Origin of the sequence: Methanosarcina sp. WWM596, from assembly GCF_000969965.1 — an archaeon.
Taxonomy (GTDB): domain Archaea; phylum Halobacteriota; class Methanosarcinia; order Methanosarcinales; family Methanosarcinaceae; genus Methanosarcina.
In genome coordinates this window covers 2,748,891-2,771,323 of sequence record NZ_CP009503.1, presented here as the reverse complement: position 1 = coordinate 2,771,323, position 22,433 = coordinate 2,748,891, and the positions used below count along the sequence as shown (strand labels likewise).

17 protein-coding genes, 1 tRNA gene, 1 other RNA gene and 3 pseudogenes are annotated in these 22,433 nt (G+C 41.4%); 13 read left to right on the top strand and 9 right to left on the bottom strand.

Annotation, left to right across the window (positions count from 1 at the left end; translation table 11 throughout):
• Window positions 1–219 precede the first annotated feature (219 nt).
• Window positions 220–828: a flavin reductase family protein gene (locus MSWHS_RS12200; protein WP_048129728.1), complete on the top strand. Its 609-nt coding sequence runs from the start codon at window positions 220–222 to the stop codon at window positions 826–828.
• A 134-nt stretch (window positions 829–962) separates the two neighbouring features.
• Complete coding sequence (locus tag MSWHS_RS12195) at window positions 963–1,700, top strand: flavodoxin family protein (RefSeq protein WP_048129729.1); 738 nt, start codon at window positions 963–965, stop codon at window positions 1,698–1,700.
• A 108-nt stretch (window positions 1,701–1,808) separates the two neighbouring features.
• Here the strand turns inward: MSWHS_RS12195 and MSWHS_RS12190 are convergent, their stop codons facing one another.
• The 3 genes and pseudogenes from MSWHS_RS12190 to tnpB all read right to left on the bottom strand — a co-directional run bounded on the left by MSWHS_RS12190 (window position 1,809) and on the right by tnpB (window position 5,417).
• Window positions 1,809–3,545 (bottom strand): ABC transporter ATP-binding protein, encoded by a 1,737-nt coding sequence (locus MSWHS_RS12190; RefSeq protein WP_048129730.1) that lies wholly within the window; start codon window positions 3,543–3,545, stop codon window positions 1,809–1,811.
• Window positions 3,546–3,868: 323 nt separating this feature from the next.
• The gene (locus tag MSWHS_RS12185) at window positions 3,869–4,108 is read right to left on the bottom strand and encodes an MTH865 family protein (RefSeq protein ID WP_048129731.1); all 240 of its coding nucleotides are present in this window, start codon (window positions 4,106–4,108) and stop codon (window positions 3,869–3,871) included.
• Between the two features lie 195 nt (window positions 4,109–4,303).
• Window positions 4,304–5,417: pseudogene (gene tnpB, locus MSWHS_RS12180) on the bottom strand (IS200/IS605 family element RNA-guided endonuclease TnpB).
• Window positions 5,418–5,445: 28 nt separating this feature from the next.
• Between tnpB and tnpA the strand changes: the two are divergent.
• Window positions 5,446–5,859, top strand: a complete 414-nt coding sequence (gene tnpA, locus MSWHS_RS12175) for an IS200/IS605 family transposase (RefSeq protein WP_156151232.1) — start codon at window positions 5,446–5,448, stop codon at window positions 5,857–5,859.
• 193 nt (window positions 5,860–6,052) lie between these two features.
• Here the strand turns inward: tnpA and MSWHS_RS12170 are convergent, their stop codons facing one another.
• Entirely contained in the window at window positions 6,053–6,796 is a 744-nt protein-coding gene (locus MSWHS_RS12170) for a geranylgeranylglyceryl/heptaprenylglyceryl phosphate synthase (protein ID WP_048129733.1), read from the bottom strand.
• 6 nt (window positions 6,797–6,802) lie between these two features.
• Window positions 6,803–6,952: a 50S ribosomal protein L40e gene (locus MSWHS_RS12165; protein WP_048129734.1), complete on the bottom strand. Its 150-nt coding sequence runs from the start codon at window positions 6,950–6,952 to the stop codon at window positions 6,803–6,805.
• Between the two features lie 458 nt (window positions 6,953–7,410).
• Here MSWHS_RS12165 and purB point away from each other — a divergent pair, with 458 nt between their 5' ends.
• Window positions 7,411–8,757 (top strand): adenylosuccinate lyase, encoded by a 1,347-nt coding sequence (gene purB / locus MSWHS_RS12160; RefSeq protein WP_048130668.1) that lies wholly within the window; start codon window positions 7,411–7,413, stop codon window positions 8,755–8,757.
• A gap of 501 nt (window positions 8,758–9,258) precedes the next feature.
• Here purB and MSWHS_RS12155 read toward each other — a convergent pair.
• The gene (locus tag MSWHS_RS12155) at window positions 9,259–9,480 is read right to left on the bottom strand and encodes a hypothetical protein (RefSeq protein WP_048129735.1); all 222 of its coding nucleotides are present in this window, start codon (window positions 9,478–9,480) and stop codon (window positions 9,259–9,261) included.
• A gap of 1,060 nt (window positions 9,481–10,540) precedes the next feature.
• Window positions 10,541–12,172 (bottom strand): methylamine methyltransferase corrinoid protein reductive activase, encoded by a 1,632-nt coding sequence (locus MSWHS_RS12150; protein ID WP_048129736.1) that lies wholly within the window; start codon window positions 12,170–12,172, stop codon window positions 10,541–10,543.
• Window positions 12,173–12,607: 435 nt separating this feature from the next.
• Here MSWHS_RS12150 and ffs point away from each other — a divergent pair.
• The 9 genes and pseudogenes from ffs (at window position 12,608) to MSWHS_RS22040 (ending at window position 21,122) form a co-directional block, all read left to right on the top strand.
• Window positions 12,608–12,922, top strand: an RNA gene (gene ffs, locus MSWHS_RS19445) — signal recognition particle sRNA.
• A gap of 149 nt (window positions 12,923–13,071) precedes the next feature.
• Window positions 13,072–13,156 (top strand) — tRNA-Ser (locus MSWHS_RS12145).
• A gap of 230 nt (window positions 13,157–13,386) precedes the next feature.
• The gene (locus MSWHS_RS12140; RefSeq protein WP_048129737.1) at window positions 13,387–14,085 is read left to right on the top strand and encodes an RAD55 family ATPase; all 699 of its coding nucleotides are present in this window, start codon (window positions 13,387–13,389) and stop codon (window positions 14,083–14,085) included.
• Between the two features lie 452 nt (window positions 14,086–14,537).
• Window positions 14,538–16,907, top strand: coding sequence for a type II/IV secretion system ATPase subunit (locus MSWHS_RS12135; protein WP_231585739.1), 2,370 nt, complete (start codon window positions 14,538–14,540; stop codon window positions 16,905–16,907).
• 10 nt (window positions 16,908–16,917) lie between these two features.
• Complete coding sequence (locus tag MSWHS_RS12130) at window positions 16,918–18,867, top strand: type II secretion system F family protein (protein ID WP_048129738.1); 1,950 nt, start codon at window positions 16,918–16,920, stop codon at window positions 18,865–18,867.
• A gap of 564 nt (window positions 18,868–19,431) precedes the next feature.
• Complete coding sequence (locus tag MSWHS_RS12125; RefSeq protein WP_048129739.1) at window positions 19,432–19,929, top strand: flavodoxin family protein; 498 nt, start codon at window positions 19,432–19,434, stop codon at window positions 19,927–19,929.
• Window positions 19,930–20,186: 257 nt separating this feature from the next.
• Window positions 20,187–20,456: pseudogene (locus tag MSWHS_RS22390) on the top strand (DUF2284 domain-containing protein); the annotation flags it as partial.
• Window positions 20,357–20,764 (top strand): annotated as a pseudogene (locus MSWHS_RS22385) (DUF1638 domain-containing protein); the annotation flags it as partial. The pseudogenes MSWHS_RS22390 and MSWHS_RS22385, both read left to right, overlap by 100 nt.
• Before the next feature lie 94 nt (window positions 20,765–20,858).
• A complete protein-coding gene (locus MSWHS_RS22040; protein WP_255350467.1) occupies window positions 20,859–21,122 on the top strand; it encodes a DUF1638 domain-containing protein in 264 nt (87 codons plus the stop codon).
• Between the two features lie 139 nt (window positions 21,123–21,261).
• Here the strand turns inward: MSWHS_RS22040 and MSWHS_RS12115 are convergent, their stop codons facing one another.
• On the bottom strand, window positions 21,262–21,597 hold the full coding sequence (locus tag MSWHS_RS12115) for a DUF4870 domain-containing protein (protein ID WP_048129741.1): 336 nt from the start codon (window positions 21,595–21,597) through the stop codon (window positions 21,262–21,264).
• Window positions 21,598–21,647: 50 nt separating this feature from the next.
• Window positions 21,648–22,433 carry a Fe-S cluster domain-containing protein gene (locus tag MSWHS_RS12110; RefSeq protein WP_369798612.1) on the bottom strand — a complete coding sequence of 262 codons (786 nt, stop codon included), beginning with the start codon at window positions 22,431–22,433 and terminating at the stop codon, window positions 21,648–21,650.

Here is a 22,433-nt window from a genome sequence, read left to right as displayed (position 1 = left end):
TCCATCGTTTTTCTGCTTTCAAATTTTCCTTTATTGTACCTATACCCACTGGATTATTTTCAATTCCTTTTTAATTAAACCGTACCTTCCACTTAAAATTCTCGCATGTGATTTATATTCCGTGGGAATTATATGTATACCAAGATATTACTCAAACCGGAATACTAATTACATCTCGGAAGAATTTCAATTTACTTAACCTCTGAGGAGGATGAAAGAATGGAAACTGGAGAGAAAAAAGCCATCGGAGCCAGGAATTTCCTTTATCCTATGCCCACTATCCTGGTGGGTGCCGATGTGAACGGAAAGCCAAACTACCTGACAATTGCTTTTTGCGGAATCGTTCAGGCAAGTCCTCCAATGATCGCAGTTGCCCTGGGAAAAATGCACTATACAAATGAAGGAATCAGGGAAAACAATTGCTTCAGCGTAAATATTCCTTCCAGATACATAGTTGAAGCTACAGACTACTGTGGTATGGTTTCCGGGAAAAAGGTAGATAAATCCAGCATCTTCAAAACTTTCTATGGGAAGCTCAAAAAAGCTCCAATGATCCAGGAATGCCCTTTAAACCTTGAATGTAGGCTCGTGGATACTCTGAACTTCGGCGGAGCCAACGAGGTTTTCATCGGCGAGATTGTGGAAAGTTATGCAGAAGAACAGTATCTCTGTAATGGAGTTCCTGATATAGAAAAAGTAGAACCAATTGTTTTTTCAATGTACGACAATAACTACTGGGGAATCGGAAAGCATCTGGGTAAAGCATGGGGCGTGGGAAAAAAGTTCAGCGAAAATATAAATGAGAAAAGAAACAAAAATGAGAGATAGAAAAAAGGATCTACTTATCACTTCTATCTTTGCAAGTGCTGACAAAAGGTTTTGAAAACTATTTGGAGGATTCTGAGCCAAAGAGAAGACGGCTCACCAATATTAATAATCATGGGGCAACAGGGGGTTGTTATATGAAAGTAACAGTGTTCAGCGGGAGCCATAAGGGCCGGGAAGGAAATACTCTCCTTATGGTGGAAGAGTTTCTGACAGGAGCAGAAGAAGCCGGGGCAGAAACTGAAAATATTATCCTTGCCGAGAAGGATATCAGGTACTGCACGGGGAAATTTGAGTGCTGGCTCAAGACCCCTGGAAAATGCATTATTCGAGATGATATGGACGATTTGCTTCCTAAGTTTATGGCTTCGGATATTGTAGTCTTTGCATGTCCAGTATATTTTGAGAATGTTCCTTCCATAATGAAAAATTTCATAGACAGGCTTGCTCCTGTTCTTCTGCCTCACTTTGAGGAGGATGAGATGGGTGAATACAGGCACTCTAAGCGTTACGAAAAGTATCCAAAATTCGTTGTGCTTTCGAATGCCGGACTGCCCGGACAGACAAATTTCGAGGTAATGCGTCTATTTTTCAGAAGATTAGCAAGAACTTTTCACACCGAACTGATTGCAGAAATCTACAGGGGAGAAGGAGAAATTTTCAGGGGCAAAAAAAACATCATACTAAAACCTCTGATAGGAAAATACAACAAACTGCTCAGATCTGCCGGGAAGGATGTTGTTGAAAATCAGGCATTTTCTGAAAAAACAGTTAAAGACCTTGAAAAACCAATCGTACCTCCGAGCCTGTATATAAAATTCGGAAATGAGGAATGGGACCGGCTTGTAAATGAATCTCAGGAAGAAGGCAAATAAATCTGATGCTTTTTAATCCGTCCCTGCTTATTGGACAATCTGGAGAGGATGAGATCAATTGGCAACGCCGAAATAAAATAAGAAAAGAGTCTTGAACAGACTCTCGAATTACTGGCTTTCTAAGTTGCCTTCAATGAGGTCTTCCAGGCTATGTACCATGTAAGGAGCATTGCTCCTGTTGAGAAGCTCCTGGCAGACTTCAATCGGCTTTCCATCCATTACAATAGCTCCCTTCTCGATCAATACCGCCCTGTGGGCAACTTCCCGAACAAAATCCATGTGGTGGCTCACGAGTACAATGGTAGTGCCAAAGCGTTTATTGATCCTTTTTAATGAATTTGTCACGTCCCTGAGGGTTACAGGGTCGAGGTCCCCGAAAGGTTCGTCGAGCATAAGGTATTCGGGAGAAGTAGCAAGGCTCATGGCAATAAAAGCCCTGACATGTTCTCCTCCGCTTATCTGGTAAGGAGTTTTGTCAAGAACTTCCATTTGCAGGTCAAGGGCTTCAAAGACCGGTCTTGCATAGGCATCGACATCAGTGGCCGGAACTACAGGGAAAAGTTCGGAAAAAACCGTGTCATTGAGATCCATCTCCCTTAGTGCAGCAGTCTTTTCTTCTTCAGGCATATCGGGCAGGCGGTAGATAGTGTCCAGAGTCTCATCCGAAAGTCCTATTTCCTGGGCTTTAGTTCTCGCGTATTCAATTGCACCCTGCTTTTTCATGCTCAACCTGAAACGGATCTGTTCCCTCACAGTGGAGTTTACGGACATTGAGAATTCCTGGTTCATAACACTCATAATCCGCCTGAGTTCCATGCGCTTCTTGCTGTATCCGGTAACATCTACCCAGTCCCCTCTGCATAAATATTCAACAAATCCGCTTTTTGGCTGGACCAATCCTTCCATTAATTTCATAATGGTTGTCTTTCCAGCTCCAGACGGACCGATAAATGCCAGGATCTCTCCTCCATAAACATCGAGAGAGAAGTTTTTGATATTGAGGACCTCCCCCATCCGGAGAAGGGAATAGCGTTTTGAAATATCCCTTACTTTAATGCAGGTTTCCTTATTCCCGGACTCTGAGAGTTCTTCCCTGGGTTTCAGGTCCCTAAGGAAGTTTTTAAGAACCACGGCAGGTTCTCCATCAGCTGCAATTTTCCCGTTTTCAAGGAATATAAGCCTGTCTGCAAGATAGGCGTGGATTTCAGGAAGGTGGGAGACCACTATAATCGGAATATTCAGTTTTTCTTTCAAGCCCTTTATCACATCAAGGACTTCCTGCTTTGTATCCGGCCCGGTCATTGTTACAGGCTCGTCCAGGAGAAGGACTTTGGGTTTTGCGGCAAGCTGTCTCGCCATTAAAACTCTCTGCTTTTCCCCTCCGCTGAGGAGATTGGTAGAGTGAAGGGCTTTGTGTCCCAACCCCACAAGTTTCATGTACTCCATCGCCTCGGCAAAGAGCTCTTCATAATCTTCAGTCTCATTATGCGGGAGAGCTTCATGACCTATTCGAAGGTAATTCAGTTTCCTTATGACGTTTTCTATCGCAGGTCCGTTCCAGAGCCCGAAATTTCGCTGGAGGTGTATTGCGGTTACGCTTTTCAGGAACTGTTCTCCTTCAATCCCTGAATCGGGGGTTACAGTTTTCCCCTCAATTTCCACAGTTCCTTCATCGAAGGACTCAACTCCCCGGATAATTCGGAGTAGGGTAGATTTCCCACTTCCGCTTCTACCTGTAATTCCGAGAATCTCTCCGTCCTTCACCATGAGGTCGATATGGTCCAATACCCTTATTTTTTTGGAACGTACCTCATAATCCTTTACCAGATTGGAAATCCTGATCATAATTATATCTCTTAGTGTTTATTGCAAATTAAAGAATCCTGTAGGTTTCTGCAGACTTTATATTTACTGCACGAAGATTTGTCTGCTCTAAACATACTATTTTCAGATCCTTTCATATTAATAGAACATTTTGCGTTGACAGGATAATGATACTAAAATAAGAGTCAGATATTACCTTTAAAACTATTTATTACAATCTGCTGCCTGTAAATTGATGCTGTTACATATCCCAGAAAGTTAAGCATTAGGATAGTTTCTAAGTATAAAAACGGTTTCAGAAATAAAAAGTTTCGGTATAAGTAAGGATTGCAGTGAAGCAAAATTTAGAGCCCCGCTCTTTCAACCAGGAGATCTGCTACGTGTTTTGCGTCTTTGAATGGAAAATCATTTTCAGAAAGAAGGCTTTTCGCCTCTGCCGCCGTGACCTCCGTACCACCTATCATACATGTTGTGTCCAGCCCCTCGGGTAAAGCAGCAATCAATTCCTCCAGCGTATTGATTGGAAATTTTGCACCCCTAAGGATTTCCAGAATCTGTGAATGGACTTCTTCTCTTACTTCCATATTTTTCCCCCTATTTTGGACATTTTCCTTTTGTGAGTTTATGGTCTAAAGAATCATAATTCCATGATATCTTATTTGGAGGTTATTATTATATTCAGTGAACTACCACTCAGCTAAAGACTGAGTGGCTTCTTGGTTCATTCCTCCCTCTATTGAGGGCAAGTCCCCAAGCTCATCCCCGTAGTCCCTACGGTGTCATAATCCAATTAGATTCTGATCTATGAGAGCGAATTTTTTGATATTGATAGCGGCATTAATGTCTCTATCGTGTTTGGTTTTACAGTCTGGACAAATCCATTCTCTGTCTTTTAGCTGAAGCTCTTTATTGTGGTATCCACACACACTACATAGCTTAGAAGAGGGTTCAAATTGTCCTATTCTCAGGACGGTTTTTCCAAACCATTGAGCCTTATATTCCAACTTTGTTACAAAACTACTCCACGCAGAATCACTTATAGCCTGTGCTAAGTGATGATTCTTAACCATGCCTTTAACATTTAGAGTTTCCAGAGCTACAGCTTGGTTTTCGCTAACAAGTCTAAAAGAGAGTTTGTTCTGGAAGTCATTTCTCTGATTTGTTATTTTGTCATGGAGTACAGCAAGTCTTCGTTTAGCTTTTGCCCTGTTCTTAGAGCCTTTCTGTTTCCTTGAGACTCTTTTCTGTAATACTTTGAGCCTTTTAAGAGAGTTTTTCAAGTACTTTGGATTCTCAACCTTTTCTCCTGTTGAAAGGACAGCAAAGTCTTTGATACCTACATCAATTCCTACTGTTGTTGATTCTGTGAAAGCTTCCTTTACTGGAAGTTCTTTTCCATCTTCAACAAGGATACTGATGTAGTAATGTCCTTTACATGTCCTTGATACCGTAGCCGTTTTAGGCTCTCCTTCAAACTTCCTGTGAAGAACTGCTTTAATTGGTTCTATTTTAGGAAGCTTGATAGTATTATTTTCAAAGTTTACAGTGTAGTGTTGAGGTACAGGGAAAGACTGTATCGGATTCTTTTTTGATTTGAACTTTGGAAACCCTGTTTTCTCTCTAAAGAATCTAGTGAAAGCGGATTCAACCTGCTTAGTCATCCCCCTGTAATGATTGAGAGTTAACTTCTCCTAACCACTCATTAGAAGCCTTTAGAGTAGGAATTAATTTGTTTAAGTCAAATCTGGAAATTGATTCCCCTGTCTGCTCATAAGTTTTAATTTTCTGGTCAAGTGCCCAATTATAGACAAATCTACAGCTACCTATATGCTGATTCAATTGAATAGCTTGTGTAGTTGTAGGATAGAGTCTAAATTTGAACGCTTGCATCATACAAAGGCATTATATGCTTTAACAATATATATACTTTTTGGTAAATACGAAGTATGAAACACGGAATCATAGCAAATTTTTGATAATGTATCATGTTATTTTTGTTTGCAAATACCGAAAAGTCATACTTGAACCAATTAGCGAAGAACTCAAACAGATTATGAGTGACAGTTCAAAAGAGTCTAACTTTGAAATCCTTGAAATGGAAACTGACAAAGACCATATTCATTTCTTGATCAAGAGTGAGCCGAAAGTTAGCGTTTTGTCAATTGTCAGAAAATTGAAACAAGAATATACTAACAGGTTATGGAAAACTCAAAAAGAATATCTGAAAAAGTATTATTGGGGTGAGAATATGTTATGGAGTGATGGTTATTTTGCGTCTACTATCGGAAATGTAAGTAAAGAGGCGGCAGAATATTACATACGGAATCAGGGTTGAAGTTGACGCTTATATCCCCTGAGCTAAAGACTCAGGGGTTTTACGCTTCTTCATATAAAGATAGCTTATGCTTTCAAAGGCAGGGTATTAAAAAAATAAATAGATATTTAAAAAAGAACAGTTGAATATAAGGAATTTTTATTTGGATACTTAAAAAGCAGGCAGCACACCTTGAATACAGATTTACGGGAGTTCAGTTTTTTATGGCTGATACAATCTCAGCCACCTTTGCAGTTACGTCCTTTACTTCTTCAACAATCGTGCCGGTAACGATCATGTCCGCACCTGCAGAAACACAGAGCTTTGCGGTTTTTGCGTCTCTGATCCCGCCACCAACAATAAGTTTGTTTTTCCCGAGTACGTGTTTGACAGCTCCTATCATTTCGGGGTTGACAGGCTTATCGGCTCCGGACCCTGCTTCCAGGTAGGTATAGTGCATTCCAAGGTATTTGCCTGCAAGGGCATAAACCACAGCAATTTCGGATTTCTTCCGGGGGATCAATTTTGCGTCCCCTACCCAACCAACAGTGCCTCCAGGTTCAACCACAAGGTATGCCATAGAGATTGGTTCAATCTGGCTCTTGTATACAAGCGGAGCTCCAAGTACCTGGTTTGTGATCACATACCCTATGTCCCTGGAATTCAGGAGGCTCATAAAAAATACGGCATCTGCATAACTGCTGAGTCCGGCTGAACTTCCTGGGAAAAGGATGGTGGGAACATTTACCTTTTCTTTAATCTTTAACACAGTTTCATCTAATATGGTTCCCGACGCTCCAGTTGAGCCCCCTATCAGGATGGCATCAGTGCCTCCTTCAACTGCTGCAAAAGCAATATCAGCAGCTCGTTCAGGCGTTTGGGACGCCGGGTCGATAAGAGTAAGATGAACTTTTCCACACTGTTCAATAATCTTCTGGAGGTGTGCTTCCACCTGCAAAAAAGATCATGCTCCCTTGGATTCCTTAGATTTCACGCGAAGAGCACCGTAGCCACATTTTCTGCAGCGGGTTGCCCGTATGGCATTTCTGGCATTACACTTCATGCAGATTTTTTTGTTTAATAATCTTTCTTCGGCTTCTGGAAAACGACCCATTTTTGTCACCTGCTATTATTTTTTAATATTGATACGGTAGATAGCCCGCATAAAGGATGTTAAGGCATATAATGTTTTTCATTAAAAAATTACGCTACCTGCTGAGTTTGTAACCCTTTATTCTCTTTCACCTGCCCAGATTTTGTTCATCCTATAGACTCAAAGTTTATTTATTGGTTCTGTTGTTTATTCCGTACCCTGCCAGCTGAAGTTAACAGCTGTGAAACAGTAATGGAACGGTAATGATAATTTGTGAAGTTAATATTGAAACTTCATATTGCCAGAAATCCTTTAAGCTAAGGATATTTAGCCTAAAGGGTAATTTAGCCTAAAGGATAATTTAGCCTAAAGGAATTCAGGAAAAAAATATTATTCAGACTATTAAAAACTAAGAACAATTAAGGCTTAAAGTAGACCCGGGATAAAATAAAACTCCCGATTCCAGTAAGGTGATTGATGTGGCTATTCATCCAATAGAATACCGGTACGGTACAGCAGAAATGAAATATGTATGGAGTCAGGAAAACCGACTTGCCAAAATCTTACAGACCGAGGCAGCCCTTGCCCGGGCAGAAGCGGATATGGGGCTTATCCCCGCAGAAGCAGCTGAGGTCATCTCCGAATGCGTTACCTCTGTGAAGGCTGAAAGGGTTAACGAAATAGAATCTGAGATCCACCACGACATGATGGCAGTTGTTGTTGCGATTTCGGAACAGTGTAGAGAAGATGCAGGAAAATGGGTCCATTTCGGAGCCACTTCAAACGACATCCTTGACACGGCAACAGCTCTCCAGATAAAGGACGCAATTGATATCCTGGAAGATAAACTCAAACTCCTGCTCAGAGTTCTGGTAAACCAGGCGGAAGCCCACAAGAACACAGTTTGCTGCGGAAGGACACATGGACAGATAGGCGTTCCCACAACATACGGGCTCCGTTTTGCAATCTGGGCTTCCGAGATTTCAAGACATCTGGACCGCTTATATGAACTCACTCCGAGAGCCACCGTAGGGCAGATGACCGGAGCTGTCGGAACCCAGGCAGCTTTTGGAAAATCCGGAATCCTGATACAGAAACTTACAATGCAACACCTCGGAATCGGGACTGTGGACGTCTCAAACCAGATCATCCAGAGGGACAGACATGCTGAGTTTGTCATGTGGATGGCAAATACTATTACTACTCTGGAAAAAATCGGCATCGAAATCAGGACTCTTCAGCGCAGTGAAATCGCCGAGGTTGAGGAAAGCTTCGGGAAAAAGCAGGTTGGTTCATCTACCATGCCTCACAAGCGCAACCCAATAAAATCCGAGCAGATCTGCGGGCTTGCACGGATAGTAAGAGCAATGATTGAGCCTGAACTTCTTAACAATACCCTCTGGGACGAAAGGGACCTTACAAATTCCTCCTGTGAACGAGTTGTCTTCCCGGAAGCCTGTGTGCTTACGGACCATATCATTAAACTCGGTATCACTGTGCTTGAAAATCTAAGGTTTTATCCAGAAAATATCCGCAGGAATCTGGATCTGCTAAGAGGCCTGAACATGGGCGAAGCTGTAATGATAGAACTTGCAAAAAGAGGTGTAGGCCGGCAGGAAGCCCATGAACTTGTCCGGAATGCAGCGATGGTAGCCCATGAAACAGGGCAGCATTTCAAATTGGTACTTCTGGATATGCCTTCTGTTTCAAGGTACCTGAGTGCAGGAGATATTGAGAACCTCGTAAATCCTGATAAGTATATAGGAACAGCAGTGGAACAGGTCGAAACGCTCGTTGTAAAACTTCGTGAAGCTTATTCCCTCTGACCTCTTCCTTTTCATTATTCTTTTCATTATTCTTTTATCCCACTTTCCGCAGTATTTTTCGTACATTCATTATTTTTCTTGCTATCGATTTTTGTCCTAACGTGAATTTCTCGGATTTCTATGCAGGAGTTAAAAATGGCTATACGGTATGTTCAGAGACCAAAAAACTTAGTATTCAATTTTTATTCAAATTTCAGTTTGGGTATATTAATTGAGAATTTTTGAAAAACGCTATCGGAAAAAATATTGATTTTCAAAAAAATACTGCGGAATGTAGGTTTTATAAAAGAGCATGTTTGTATATTGAGGTTTTTTTGCCTGTATTTCCAAAAATATAAGATTACACAAAAATAGGAAAAGTATCAATTGCCCGGTATAATTATAGTTGGAATTAAATATAAATATTTATATCAGATGAATTCAATGATTAATAGAAGGCTTCATCAAACGTTTCATCCAAATTGGGTGATTGAGGCATCTAAAAAATAGGCGTTTCGTAACTTAAAAATCTATTTGGGCTAGATGTGGTAGCTGATTTCGGTGTGAAAGTGGATTAGATGCCTCATTAACTCCTATGTAAAGGTTATTTATAAAATTTGTGCTAGTTTTACTCCATACTCTTTCTAAAAGATTCATTCCCCCAGTCTCTTTTTCAGTAGTTCTCTTCTCTTGTTCAGCATATTGCCTGTCATTAAATATCTCAGCCTTTAAGGCGTCATTCAAAGTAGAGGTCAAGGTAGATATTCTTTCATGCGTCTTCGGTTAAGAGGGGAATCACGATAAATTGCCCTATTTCTGCAACATTAGCCAAAAACATATATTTATGTGAAGTTGGAATAAGGCATCGATTTTAGTTTCGATGTCCAAAATTTGAGACTAACTTTTGCTCTAAAATCGATGGCAACAGGCAAGAATATTTCTTAACCGATGACCAATGGATATTCTTTCTATCTGGCTTACTTCCTGCCAATTTCCTGTCATAATCTCTATATGTCTGATTTAGCAAAACAAATATGTACAGTATTATCTTAGGATTACAGAATAATCATTACAGAATTATCTTAGAATTACAGTATTATCTTAGGATTACAGAATAATCATTACAGAATTATCTAATGAGTATCCTACTGATGCCCTGACACGAATAAACCTGAACAAAAAGAGAGAATTTTTTGTAGAGATATTAAAGCTTTTGAGTTTTAAGAAACTTTAATGTCTGTTTCTATACAAAATTTACTTCTTCTGCTAAATGTGATCGCTAACTCAAGTTTTATTTTTAAATATAAATATAAATATATTTATATGAGAGGTTTCTATCCCAGTCAGCGTTGTTTTATGTGGTATTGAGGCATCTAAAAAACGGCGTTGCGTAACTTAAAAATCTATTTGGGCTAGATGTGGTAGATGATTTACGGTGTGAAAGTGGATTAGATGCCTCAATAATTCTTTATGAGGAGGTTATTTATATAATTTGTGTTTATTCTGCACACAACCGTCCAAAACTTCCTTTTTGTTAAAAGGTTACTTAAAAGGTTACTTCTTACTTTTACTTTGAATTCACAAACTGGTTTTTATATATCTTGCTTCTTCGACCCTTTTTCACTCCGAATAGTTATTCAAATATTTGGAAATAAAGAGAGTAATGCTGAACGTTACTTAGAACTTAGAAATATCATTATATAGGTTCGCCCATCAGCATTACTTTTTGCAATTATATATACAAGGTTCAAAATAACGTTTTTCTACATCAGAAGAACCTTATGCTGATCCATTAACACTCAGATCAATCTGACTCCTGTTTCTCTGGTTTAAAGACCTCCAGATTCTCCCAGTTAAATTTGTCAGGTGGGCAGGCTCTAATACATTTCTGGCAATGTGAACCTTCACAGAGGTCAGTGCTTATCATAATCCTGCTTTCCTCATCAATTGTAATGGCGTCGTTGGGGCAGACTTTTATGCACTTCTTGCACTCAGGGCAGTCGACAACCATTGTCATATAGGTCCCGACTCTTTCGAGTACATAGAGACCTTCTTCACCAAGAACAGGAATATCTCTTTCCACCCGCTTATCTACCACAGGGTTGGCTATGGGCTCATCAAGTGAGGGAAGACCTTTCTTTTTAAGGAATTTCTTAAACATCTTAAAAGGCATTCCTTCTTCCCAGTACGCAAGTTCAAGGACATAAGCATCCCGGAACTCCGGAGCAGTCGCAAACATTGTGTGAGTGCCTATAATCTGGCTTGCGATATCCTGAAGCTCCCAAAGCCTTTCTTCCGAAAGCAGGATTTCCCTTGCAACAGCAAGAGAGGTGTTCCCGAGCTGAGCAATATTCCCTGTAGAGTAAGGGATCAAGCCAATTTTCTGGGCTTTTTCCGCATCCATATATGTGCCGGCAGCACCTGCCATATACGCCGTATCAATATCTGTCAGTTCTATGCCTGCAACCGCACAGAGTGTGAGATGCCCTGCTCTGATCGCGCCTATGGCTTTTCCGGCTTCTTTGAGGTCTTTTTCCGAAAATGTGATTTTGTTCTGCAGATGAATTAATTCATCCGGGGTTTTGACTTTTGGGAGTTCAACAAGACCGTGCCCAATAGCTTTTTCAAGAAGGGCAATAACCCCAGTACCTGTAATTCCCCTGGCTTTGATCTTTCCCTCTTCCAGGATCTCTCCGGTTTTGGGATCCACAAGATCCCCCGGATCTGGTTTCATCTCTTCATTCAATACATAATTCCTCAATGCTCCATCCTCAAATTCAAAATCAGAAATTGCATAAGGAGAAGCAAGGGTCCCATACTTTATCTGCTGCCCTTCAAGAGCCGGACCTGCAGCCGCTGAGCCTGTATAAATAATGTCTTTTACTTTGAGCGCCATCTCAGCATTTGTCCCATAATCCGTTGCAATCGAAATCTCATCACTGTTAAGCATTCCCGATTTAATTATAAGAGCAAGGGCATCGGCGCCGACTTCATGTTTTATTGCAGGAGGGACGACAACTTCACAGTTAAATTCCTCAAGCCCTGAAATTTCGCTGCTGGATATTATTCTCGCATTCCTGTTCTGTTCCTGTATATTGTACTTCTTTTTCTTCCGTTCCCCTGCATAAGCCAGGTCCTCAATGCTGATTCCCTGGAAAATGGACAACTGGATAGGGTTACCACAGATTGAAAGTCTATCAAGTTCTCCGCTTTGCACATCAAGGGTCTGGAGGAGGGTCTTTACCGCATTTACGGAAAGCCCGTGCGCAAGATCCTGCCCGTAGTGAATTGCGAAGTCCATGTGATCCATCACATTCGCTCCGGGAAGAGGATTTCTCAATGTTATTACTGTTCTTTTAATCTCCTGTGTATCAAGGTCAATCTTCTGAGCCCGATACCCGCTTGTTCCCAGGTCAATTGCAACTCCATATCTCATACAAACTCCCCTCGCTTAGTTATTTTGCCAGGTGTTTTAACATACTGTAAGCCATTTGGACTATTATGTACCTATATTATGTATCTATTACTTTGAAAAACGACGTATAAATAAATAAGGTATTTTATTCATTAGAACATATATTTTGAAGTTTTATAGGCTCTCCATTAACCTTTCTTTGATATGTATAAATAGCTTTTAAAAATAGCTTTTAAAAATAGCTTTTAAAAATAGCTTTTAAAAATAGCTTTTAAAAACAGATTCGGCAGAAAAATATTCAGCCCTTTAGTGTTTTGCCCAAATATATGATTTCTCAATAAATATTTACCTGATACGTTTTTTCGATTTCCAGGGCACATAGTATATGTAGGGAAAAGGATTTAAAATGCATAACGGGAGGGATAGTTTTATAAGTGACTAATGTCTTTACATAGTTGATGAGCTAGTCTGGGTAGCCCGGCGTTACCTGTAACCCGAAATCGCCGATATGCGGGGGACGAAGCCAAAGGAAGATGAGTCAAAGAGATTCCAGCCTGTGGTCTCAACTGAGAAGCCCCGTCCTGCTTGGATAGTGCAGGTATGCGGACTTGCTGGAGAACAGGTTCTCATGCCCTAACCGCGGAAACCGGTCGAGGCCCGGAAGGGAGCAGACTCACCGTGGGCAACCGTCGCTTGCGGGGTCGCGGGGTGGAGAAGAGATTTCAGTCTACTGAAGTCTCCGAGACGCAACGACCTGCGGTGTGCTCATCACTAAACACATCACTTATTAGTTTTTGAGAGATTGGTTTTATAATATAACTGTAATTTTTCAGAAGGAATGATTTATCTTAAGTAATTTCTCCGGAAAAGGTTAAATATATGAAATGCATTTTAGGGGACGCGTTTCTAAAGTTCAATATGACGAGATAGCCAAGCCCGGTATGGCGCGGGATTGCTAATCCCGTGATGCCTCGCATCCCGGGGGTTCGAGTCCCCCTCTCGTCGTTTCCTTTTTTTCACAGATTTTTTACTCTGTATTTCTTTTTCTGCTATGTCCTGTATTTTTCTTAAAATACTGTGTGCAAATTTTAAATAAGAGCTCGACTTATACCCTGTAATAAAAAATTCAGTTTTGCGCCCTCTCTCATAAGTCTCATAATTCAAGAGCTTTAAGGTTTTACTATAAATTCAAGATAAAGGATTTGATGTGTACATAAATTAATTGAGTCGGCTCAATGACACGAATATCATCAGGAATACCTGAACTTGACGAAAGGATCGGCGGTGGATACCTACCAGGCAGAGTTCTTCTTATTACTGGAGACACAGGAACTGGCAAGACTACTTTTACGATTCATTTTCTGCATCAGGCATGTTTAGATGGTAAAAAATGCGTCCTGGTCGCAACAGAAGAACTACCCGAAGATATCCTCGAACTATCTGAAATGCTGGGCCTCGGGCTTACCAAATATTATGAATCAGGTCAGTTAACCATTGAAAAGTCTTTTCAAAAACGTTCCGAGAAAGTCCAGACTTCCAAATTTGGGTTTACCCCTGAAGGTCTCGAGATAGATCTGCCCACACTTTCGGATTATGTGCCTGAAGGGACTGGAGTTGTGGTTATTGATAATATCGGAGTTTTTACTCTTCGCCTCTCGATTCAGGATTTCAGGGACCAGTTTGATGCTCTAACCTTCATCCTGAGCACAAAGGAAGGTTGCACATCCATGTTCGTCATGGACGATACTGCATTAAAGGAGACCCATAACCTTGCAGAATACTCGGTAAGCGGCTGTCTCCGGCTCATGGTAGACGAAAACCCCTATACAGGGAATGTTGAGCGCTACATAAAGATTCCTAAAATGCGAAGGACATACCTCAGTCTGAATCCGATCAGGTTTGAAATAACCTTATCAGGGATAAAACTCCTTTGAAAATCTACATTTTCTCTAATCTTATTGATTACTCCTTTTTTTCATTCATTTTTTTCACTTTTTCATCTCCTTTTTCATTCATCTCCTTTGATTTTCCTGTTCTTTTAAAACATCCCTTTTTGTGTTTCAAAAGAGAAACAATTACTCAGCTAATTTATACATTCTATATTAATAATATAATGTAAATATATTTTTTAATAAATATAATTTATTAATGAAAGGATTAATACGATTAAACTCTATTTTTTATATGATTGAGAAATGCAAATTTCATTATTAGTCCATTAAATCCTCAAAAAGGAGTGAAAAATGGCTTTAAAAGAACATTCAAAATATTGATCAATATAACTAATAATGCTGAAAAAGCATTAGAATACATATAAAAAAAGAAAACAGTAATCCACATATAATTATCTACTAATAAAGAACTTTGTTAGGGGAACAAATCTTTGGTGGGACAAGCTTCTATAGTTTCCAAAAACGAGAAATCTCCGGATGACTCAGAAAAACCAGACAAAAATATGCTTAAAGGCGACGGGAAAGATGCTCAGGCAGGGAAATTCAGTCTTCTACAGGTGCCTATAAAAAGGACGTATTCTGAAGATACTCTAAATATAGCTAACATTAACAGCCCCCAGGCTGGTAACAACAACAGAGATAGAGAAAATATTCAGAAGGAAGCTTCGGGAACTGAGAATACAGAGAATGAAAATACAGAATACGAAAATATAGACCTTCCTTACATGAAATTCAAGATCGAAAACCGGAAAACTAAACCTGTACTCAAAACTGTTCAACTTAAGAATTTATCTCCGGAAACTGGGACAAAGAAAGACACGATAAATAAATTCGTATCGGAGAATCCTCCTTTTATAGAAGCAACTGGAACTCAAAAACCTACATATTCAGAAGAAATTGAAGATCTTGGACCGAACCCCTCCATTTATTCAGAAGTAGCTCTTGAACCAAAACTTGTTGATTCTGCAGAAACTGCTCCTGAAAAGAAAGTCGAACTTATTCCTGAAGCCGAAAAAAAAGGTAAAAATTCAAATAAAACTTCAAGTAAAAATAAAAAAATTCACCGGAAAACAAAAATTAAGAAAAAGTCCGGATTCACCGAGAATATGAAGGATCTGGGACGTGACATAGTTGGGATCGAAGAAGGAGAAAAATTAAGTGATAAGCTTAAAAAGTTCTTTGGTGAAGTAAAAACCCCCGAAGGGGCAAAAAAGAAGTTTGCAGAAATCATCCGGAGTCTTAAGGATGAAGATATCCGGGTTCTTCCCCCATATGACCCTGAAACCTGCGGTCCGCTTCTTGAGTATGAAATTCCGGCAGGATTTACTGAAATAGAACGCTACTGGGTAGAGGAACCTTACGCCTTTATCAGCATAATTGAAAACGTGGAAATGAAATATTATTATGCTGTTGAGCCCACTCTCACCACCTATGAAAAAGCTGTTCTTGAGAGGGTCCGGGACAATCTGGAAGATGTCCTTACCCAGGAAGATATAATATCCAGACAGGAAAAGGACGTCAGTCTCATAAACAGAAGCATGAGGCTTCTGGATCAGTACTATAGTACCCTGGAAGTTTCCTCGATTCATAAGATAATGTATTTCCTCAGGAGGAATTTCATCGGGTACGAAAGGATAAATCCGCTCATTAGGGATCCGAATATCGAAGATATTTCCTGTTCAGGTATTGAGATCCCTATCTACCTCTTCCACCAAAAGTACAATAACATCGTGACCAATGTCCATTTAGGAGAAAAAGAACTGGATTCTCTGGTTGTCAAGCTTTGCCAGAGGAGCGGCAAACATATCTCCATAGGAGAACCGATTGTAGACGCAACTCTTCCTGACGGTTCAAGGATTCAGGCAACCCTTGGAAAAGAAATCACAACAAGGGGTAGTTCCTATACTATCCGTAAATTCAAAGGAGACCCCATAACCCCAATTGACCTTATCAGGTATGGGACATGCAGCATGGAGATGATGGCTTACTACTGGATTGCCATTGAAAACAACATCAGTGTACTTTTGGCAGGAGGTACTGCTTCGGGTAAGACCTCCCTTATGAACGCGATTTCTCTTTTCATCCCGAGGCTGTCAAAGGTAGTGTCCATTGAAGATACCAGGGAAATCATGCTCCATCACGAAAACTGGATCGCAGGCGCAACCAGAAAATCGTTTACTGTAGATGGTACCGGAGAGGTGTCCATGTATGAACTCCTGACAGCTGCCCTCAGGCAGCGCCCGGAATATATTATTGTAGGGGAGGTCCGAGGAAAGGAGGCTCTTACCCTTTTCCAGGCAATGTCAACAGGACATACGACTTATTCGACAATGCATGCAAGCGATGTGCAGACAGTTGTTAACAGGCTTGAAAACGAACCAATAAATGTCCCACACGTGATGATGCAGGCCCTTGGAGTCATCAGTATCCAGATACAGACATATGTCAATGAGAAAAGGGTCAGGAGAACCAACACAATTGTAGAGATTACAGGGCTTGATGCAAGGTCAGGAAGTCTCAGGATCAATGAATTTTATCGATGGGATCCTTTGCAGGATATATTCAAACGGGCCGGGGATTCCTATGTGCTCAATGAAATTATGAAAGCAAGAGGCTGGAAACCTGAAAAACTATTTATTGAGTTTAAGAACCGGGAACAGATCCTTGCCCACCTGACAACAAAACAGATCCGTGATTACGTGAGTGTTTCCCTGATAGTGCATATGTATGCCACAAACCCGCAGCTTGTAATGGAAGCGATTGGAAATGATACCCTGTCGGATATGATACTGCACTACACTTAAGGAGGTCTCCATGAACGCTATAAATACCCTAGCATTCAGAATCTTTGGAGAAAAAATCCTTGAGAATGAAGACAGGTTTTCCCTGTTCAAGAGAAAGATTCGCCAGTCTCAGATTCCTCTGCCTGCAGAACAGTATGTCTCAACTGCAATTTTATTTTCCCTGCTTGCGGGAATCTTCGGCGGGCTTGCAGGTTTACTGATAGGAGGGTGGACTTTCAGGGGTATTACCCCGGAAAGTATTGTTTCGACGTCTGGCATTTCATACACGGTAATCAATGCAGTTGAAACTCCGACTTTTATTGGAACGCACCTTCCCTTAATATTTACGGTTGTGGGGGCCCTCCTCTTTTTCTCGATGATCGGAGCCCTTACCTATGGGCTTTTTATGGCTTACCCGTCCATGAAAGCTGATAACAGAAAGCGAGCTATCAATACATCAATGCCCCATGCAACTGCTTTTCTCTATGTTATGCAGAGGGGCGGGGGCATGACTATCTTTGACATCATGAAGTCGCTTTCGAATTATTCTCACATATACGGGACTGCTTCAAGGGAATTCAGAAACATTATAAGGGATATGGAATATTTTGGAAAAGACCTTCAGGATGCCCTCTGGGATGCAGCCGACAGGACGCCGTCCGAACAGTTCAAAGATCTTGTAGACGGCTTGATTTCAGTAGTATCCAGTGGAGGAGACGTTACCCTTTACCTGAAAAACAAGACAGACGTATATAAAAACGCTGCCAATAAAGAACAAAAGCATTTCCTTGAGACTCTCGGGCTCCTGGCAGAGGTCTATATTACTGTATTCGTTGTAGGCCCCCTATTCCTTATGGTAATCCTCGTGGTCATGAATATGATCGATAATAGGGGACCCACCCAACTCTATCTCCTGGTATATGGAGCAATTCCCTTCGGGTCAATGATCTTCCTCATCTTCCTGGATATGCTTACAGGAGATGCGGAAAAGATGCCGGAGGAGAGAATCACCGGAATTAAGCAGGATTCTTTCAGTGATGTAAGGGTAAAGCCAGTTACAGAAAAAGATGAGGAACTGCTCCAAAAGCTGGAGTTTTATGAAAAAGTAGCCAGGGTCAAAAATGTGCTTCTGCACCCTATAAGGGCTATGCTTGACAGGCCAACATCTGTTTTTATAATAAGCGCTCCCGTTGCGCTCGGGTACTTTGGATATCATTTCATGAAACACATGCCATACTACGGAGGATTCGTTGAAACTGCATCTACCCTTGACGATTATATCTATGTAACCCTTCTTGTCCTTTTAATTCCCTACATTATCTTCCACGAAATCGAGGTTAGGAGGGTCAGGCAGATTGAGGATGATGTCCCAGAGTTCCTTAAAAGGCTTGCAAGTATCAACGGAACAGGAATTCTGCTTTCCGATGCAATTGCTATTACAGCCCAGTCAAATATGGGGAAACTGAAATCCGAAATAAAATGTACGGTTGCGGATATCCGCTGGAACTCGAACCTCGTAGGAGCCCTGAAACGTTTTGAAGCCAGGGTACGGACCAACATGGCCCGGCGAAGCCTGACCCTTATAGCCAAAGCAAGTGAATCCACAGGAAATATCCACCAGGTTATCAGTACAGTTGCGGATGATGCTGATATTGAGAAAAACCTTAAAAGAGAGCGTTCTGCAGAGATGTTTATTTATGTCTTCATAATCTTCGTGACCTTCTGCGTCTTCCTGATCATAGTATATGTGCTTGCTGCGTTCTTCCTCCCTGCCCTTGACGGTTCCAGCAATCCGGCAATGTCCATGGGAGGCTTTAATCTGAAGGAGTATACCCTACTCTTCTTCCATGCAGCTCTTTTGCAGGGCTTAGGCTCGGGGTTGGTTGCAGGGAAAATGGGTTCGGGAAGTGTATCTTCAGGGCTCAAACACTCCGTTTTAATGATGACATTGTCCTACTTGCTGTTCATCGTGTTTATCTGAATTCGAGATTCCGGGTACCCTTCAGGGGGCTTTATCCTCCAGGTTTGTTAAGTCCGGAATACTCATTTTCCTTTTTTTTAACATAATTCCCTGCACTAACACGGTTTCCCGTAGTTTAATTTTCAGGGTCTGTTTCCCGATTTTCCGCATCAATTTTGAAAATTCCATTTACCCGTTTAAACCTGGAACTTCTTTCAATCCACTTTCTTTTTAAAGACAAACATATTATTTTGAGGAAGATGGCAAAAAAACACAACAATGAAGAAAAATTTCAAAAAGGTTGTTTTTTTTGTTAATTTAATATTTATAAGAAATCAGGTTCGATAGGTCTTGAACAAAGCCACTGTACCAAGTTCGTATTCATGTAAAGCCGAAACGGACGAATGGACAGAACTCAGTAGAGATGATATAGCCCGAATTAACGCTCATGAAGATGCCGATGGTCTTCTATGAAATGAGAAGCCACTAAGTCTTTAGCTTAGGAGTAGTTCACACATTTTACCAACCCCTGTTCTTATATATTAGTACAATATATTTTGTATATCAATTATAAGGGGGAAGTTCATGAAAACATTAGTAACATACATGACACAGACAGGAAACACAAAGAAGATCGCAGAAGCTATTTATGGGGAAATTACTGGTGAAAAGGATATCAAAGACATCAAAGACGTAAGCAACTTTGAAGGCTATGACCTTGTATTTGTGGGTTTCCCGGTAATGCAATTTAACATTCCAGAGAAGGTTTCAAAATTAGTAAAAGAGAATGTGGCTAGTAAGAACATAGCATTCTTCATGACCCATGCTGTTCCTGAAGGATTTGAAGCCATTCATTCATGGACTGGTTCTACCAAGGATATCGCAGCCAGTGGCAATTATCTTGGTACATTTGAATGCCAGGGTGAACTTGCACAACCTATTATTGATATGCTCGAAAAGTCCGATGACCCTCAGATGAAAGAATTTGCTAAGATAGGTCCTTCCACAAAAGGACAGCCCGATGCATCCCGTGTTCAGAAAGCAAAGGAATTTGCAAAGGAAATTCAGGCAAAAGTCAAGTGACCGGATATATTCCAAATGATCCGTATCTCACTAATCTTTTTACCTTTTTCTATTTTAATATAATATAATATAATATAATACTCCGAATCTATTTTTCATTTTTTTTGATTCAATGCAATCTTTTAACTTTCAGTTCATTTAATGTCGAAAATTTTTACTGGCATCAAATCAAAAACCGAAAAACAAAATTTCCCGAAATAAGCTAAAAACATTAACTTAACAATAGAGAACCGGACAAACCTTAATGCGCTCACAGCTGTCGGAACTACGGAGAGAAGCTTAGCTGCCCCCCACATACTCTTGAGGAGTTCAAGAAGACCCTTTTAGAATACAGCAATATACTCCTCCTTGTTGAGGAACACAACACTGCAGATGTGCAGGATATCCTCGAAACCTGGGAAAACTCCAGAAAGAATCCTTCCGTAAAATGTTCAAGTTTGAACAGGAAACTTTCAGGAAAGGCCTTATCTACGCCACCTACTCCGGCCCGGCACCTGCTCCGGCCCGGTACCTGCTACAGCAGTTGATTGTGGTTGAAAAAAGGAATAGTTTCGGGCTGCTCCAGAAACTCAAGTCAGATAACTGCCTTCCCGGAACAGCGCCCCTGGGAAGGGTTCCTTTTCTCCTGGAAAAACGGGTACGGCTCTGGCTTCATGACGATATCGATCTCCTTAAGTCTGAAGTCTACGGAAAGATCAGGGAAATGGCAGCATTCTCGGATGGAATCCTCCTCTTTTACTGCAGTTGCGGAGAAGCCTTTGAGAGTCTGGAAGAGGATTTTTCGGGATTTGAGTGCCCCCTTTACTGCCTGAAAGACGGAAATAGGGAAATCGTGGCAGACTGCATAAGCGCCGCCCTCGGGGGAAACACCGCCTACAGCGAAACCATATATAGACCTTCAGGGGGACTGGCGCCCTCTACTTCACGCCATGTGGGCCTCGAGCTGGAAAGAGTGGAGAGAAGAAAGGAAGAAATCCCGGAATTTCAACAACGATTTCCTGAAGGACCCAAGAAACTCACGAGTTGTAAAAATCGATACCGGCCTTTCATACAACCCTGATTTCCATAAAAATATCCGGGGTTTTGCCCGCACTTTCGACATGGAAATTATGGAAATAAAGGGAAGTGCTGAACTTGCAGAGAAATCCTATAGGGCCGCCAAAAAAGGTGTTATCCAGCATACTCTGGAGTGATTTTTCCATAATATTTTCCATAAATACAAAAATAATCCAAAATGAGAAAAATAATCCAAAATGAGAAAAATAATCCAAAAAGAAAAGGTTGAATTGCCCTTTGGGGGACAATTCGGTTTTTCAGGTTAAATCTGTTTGTTTACTCACCATAGGCAAAATTGTAGGCAATCTTTCCTATGATTGGGATTTTGAACTTTGAGCCCCTGAAGGCCATGTACATCGGGATCACGATGAGAAGCATCCCGGGCATTCCGACACTGTCTGCAATGGCCCAGCCGATCGTTGGGATCCATGCCACCAGGAAAAGGAAGAGAACATACGGCATGAAGAGCAGGACCGACTGCATGGCGTGGAAGCGGACAAACTTGTTCTTGCGCTCAAGGAGCAAGAAGAACAGGCCAGAGAGCCAACCCACAGGGTAACAAAGAGCTGCCACGATATTTTCAGGCAAGCCAAGGAAAGTTTTGTACGGCATATTTTTCACCTCGTTAGTCTTAAAAGGCTGTCAGAAAAAACGAGCCCGGATTACCGGAGCTCGATTGATTTCTGCGGGCAGATAGCAACACAGGCTCCGCATGCTGTACACTTTTCCTGATCAATTTCAGCCAGGAAGTTGGTGACCTTGATAGCGCCTGTGGGGCATTCTTTTTCACATTTCTTACAGCCGATACAGCCGACTTCACAGACCGCCTTAACGTCTTTACCTTTATCGTGGGAGCGGCAGAGAACATGCACTTTCTCTGAGTCCCTGGCAAAGGTAAGTATACCGTTAGGGCAGGCTGCAATGCAGTTCCCACAGCTGGTACAGAGATTCTTGTTCACAACCGGGAAGCCGTCTTCTCCCATGGAGAGGGCATCGAACTGGCAGGCTCTGACACAGGTCCCAAGGCCAATACAGCCGTAGGTACAACCTTTCTTGGAATCACAGAGCATGAGGGCAGCTTTGCAGCCCTCCACTCCATGATAATCATAAAGGGTCGTACAGTGAGCCTGTCCACCCTGACAGCGGACAAAAGGGAAAGCCTTCTCAGACTCCGTAACTTCCTGGCCAAGAAGAGCACCGATCTGCTTTGCAACCTCAAAACCGCCTACAGGGCAACTGTTTATAGGAGCACCCTGTTCAACGATTGCTTCAGCGCATGCTGCACAACCTGCAAATCCGCAACCTCCACAGTTTGCCCCTGGCAAAAGGGAAGCAACATCATCAATAAGGGGATTCGAATCGATCTTAAAGACCTTGGAAGCAATGACCAGCATTACCCCAACTGCAAACCCCAGGCCCGCAAGTACGGCTATAGAGTTTATGAGCAC

Coding starts and splice junctions, on each gene's coding strand:
- MSWHS_RS12200 (WP_048129728.1), top strand. CDS start 220: ATGGAAACTGGAGAGAAAAAAGCCATCGGAGCCAGGAATTTCCTTTAT.
- MSWHS_RS12195 (WP_048129729.1), top strand. CDS start 963: ATGAAAGTAACAGTGTTCAGCGGGAGCCATAAGGGCCGGGAAGGAAAT.
- MSWHS_RS12190 (WP_048129730.1), bottom strand. CDS start 3,545: ATGATCAGGATTTCCAATCTGGTAAAGGATTATGAGGTACGTTCCAAA.
- MSWHS_RS12185 (WP_048129731.1), bottom strand. CDS start 4,108: ATGGAAGTAAGAGAAGAAGTCCATTCACAGATTCTGGAAATCCTTAGG.
- MSWHS_RS12165 (WP_048129734.1), bottom strand. CDS start 6,952: ATGGGTCGTTTTCCAGAAGCCGAAGAAAGATTATTAAACAAAAAAATC.
- MSWHS_RS12150 (WP_048129736.1), bottom strand. CDS start 12,172: ATGAGATATGGAGTTGCAATTGACCTGGGAACAAGCGGGTATCGGGCT.
- MSWHS_RS12140 (WP_048129737.1), top strand. CDS start 13,387: ATGACACGAATATCATCAGGAATACCTGAACTTGACGAAAGGATCGGC.
- MSWHS_RS12130 (WP_048129738.1), top strand. CDS start 16,918: ATGAACGCTATAAATACCCTAGCATTCAGAATCTTTGGAGAAAAAATC.
- MSWHS_RS12125 (WP_048129739.1), top strand. CDS start 19,432: ATGAAAACATTAGTAACATACATGACACAGACAGGAAACACAAAGAAG.
- MSWHS_RS22040 (WP_255350467.1), top strand. CDS start 20,859: ATGTGGGCCTCGAGCTGGAAAGAGTGGAGAGAAGAAAGGAAGAAATCC.
- MSWHS_RS12115 (WP_048129741.1), bottom strand. CDS start 21,597: ATGCCGTACAAAACTTTCCTTGGCTTGCCTGAAAATATCGTGGCAGCT.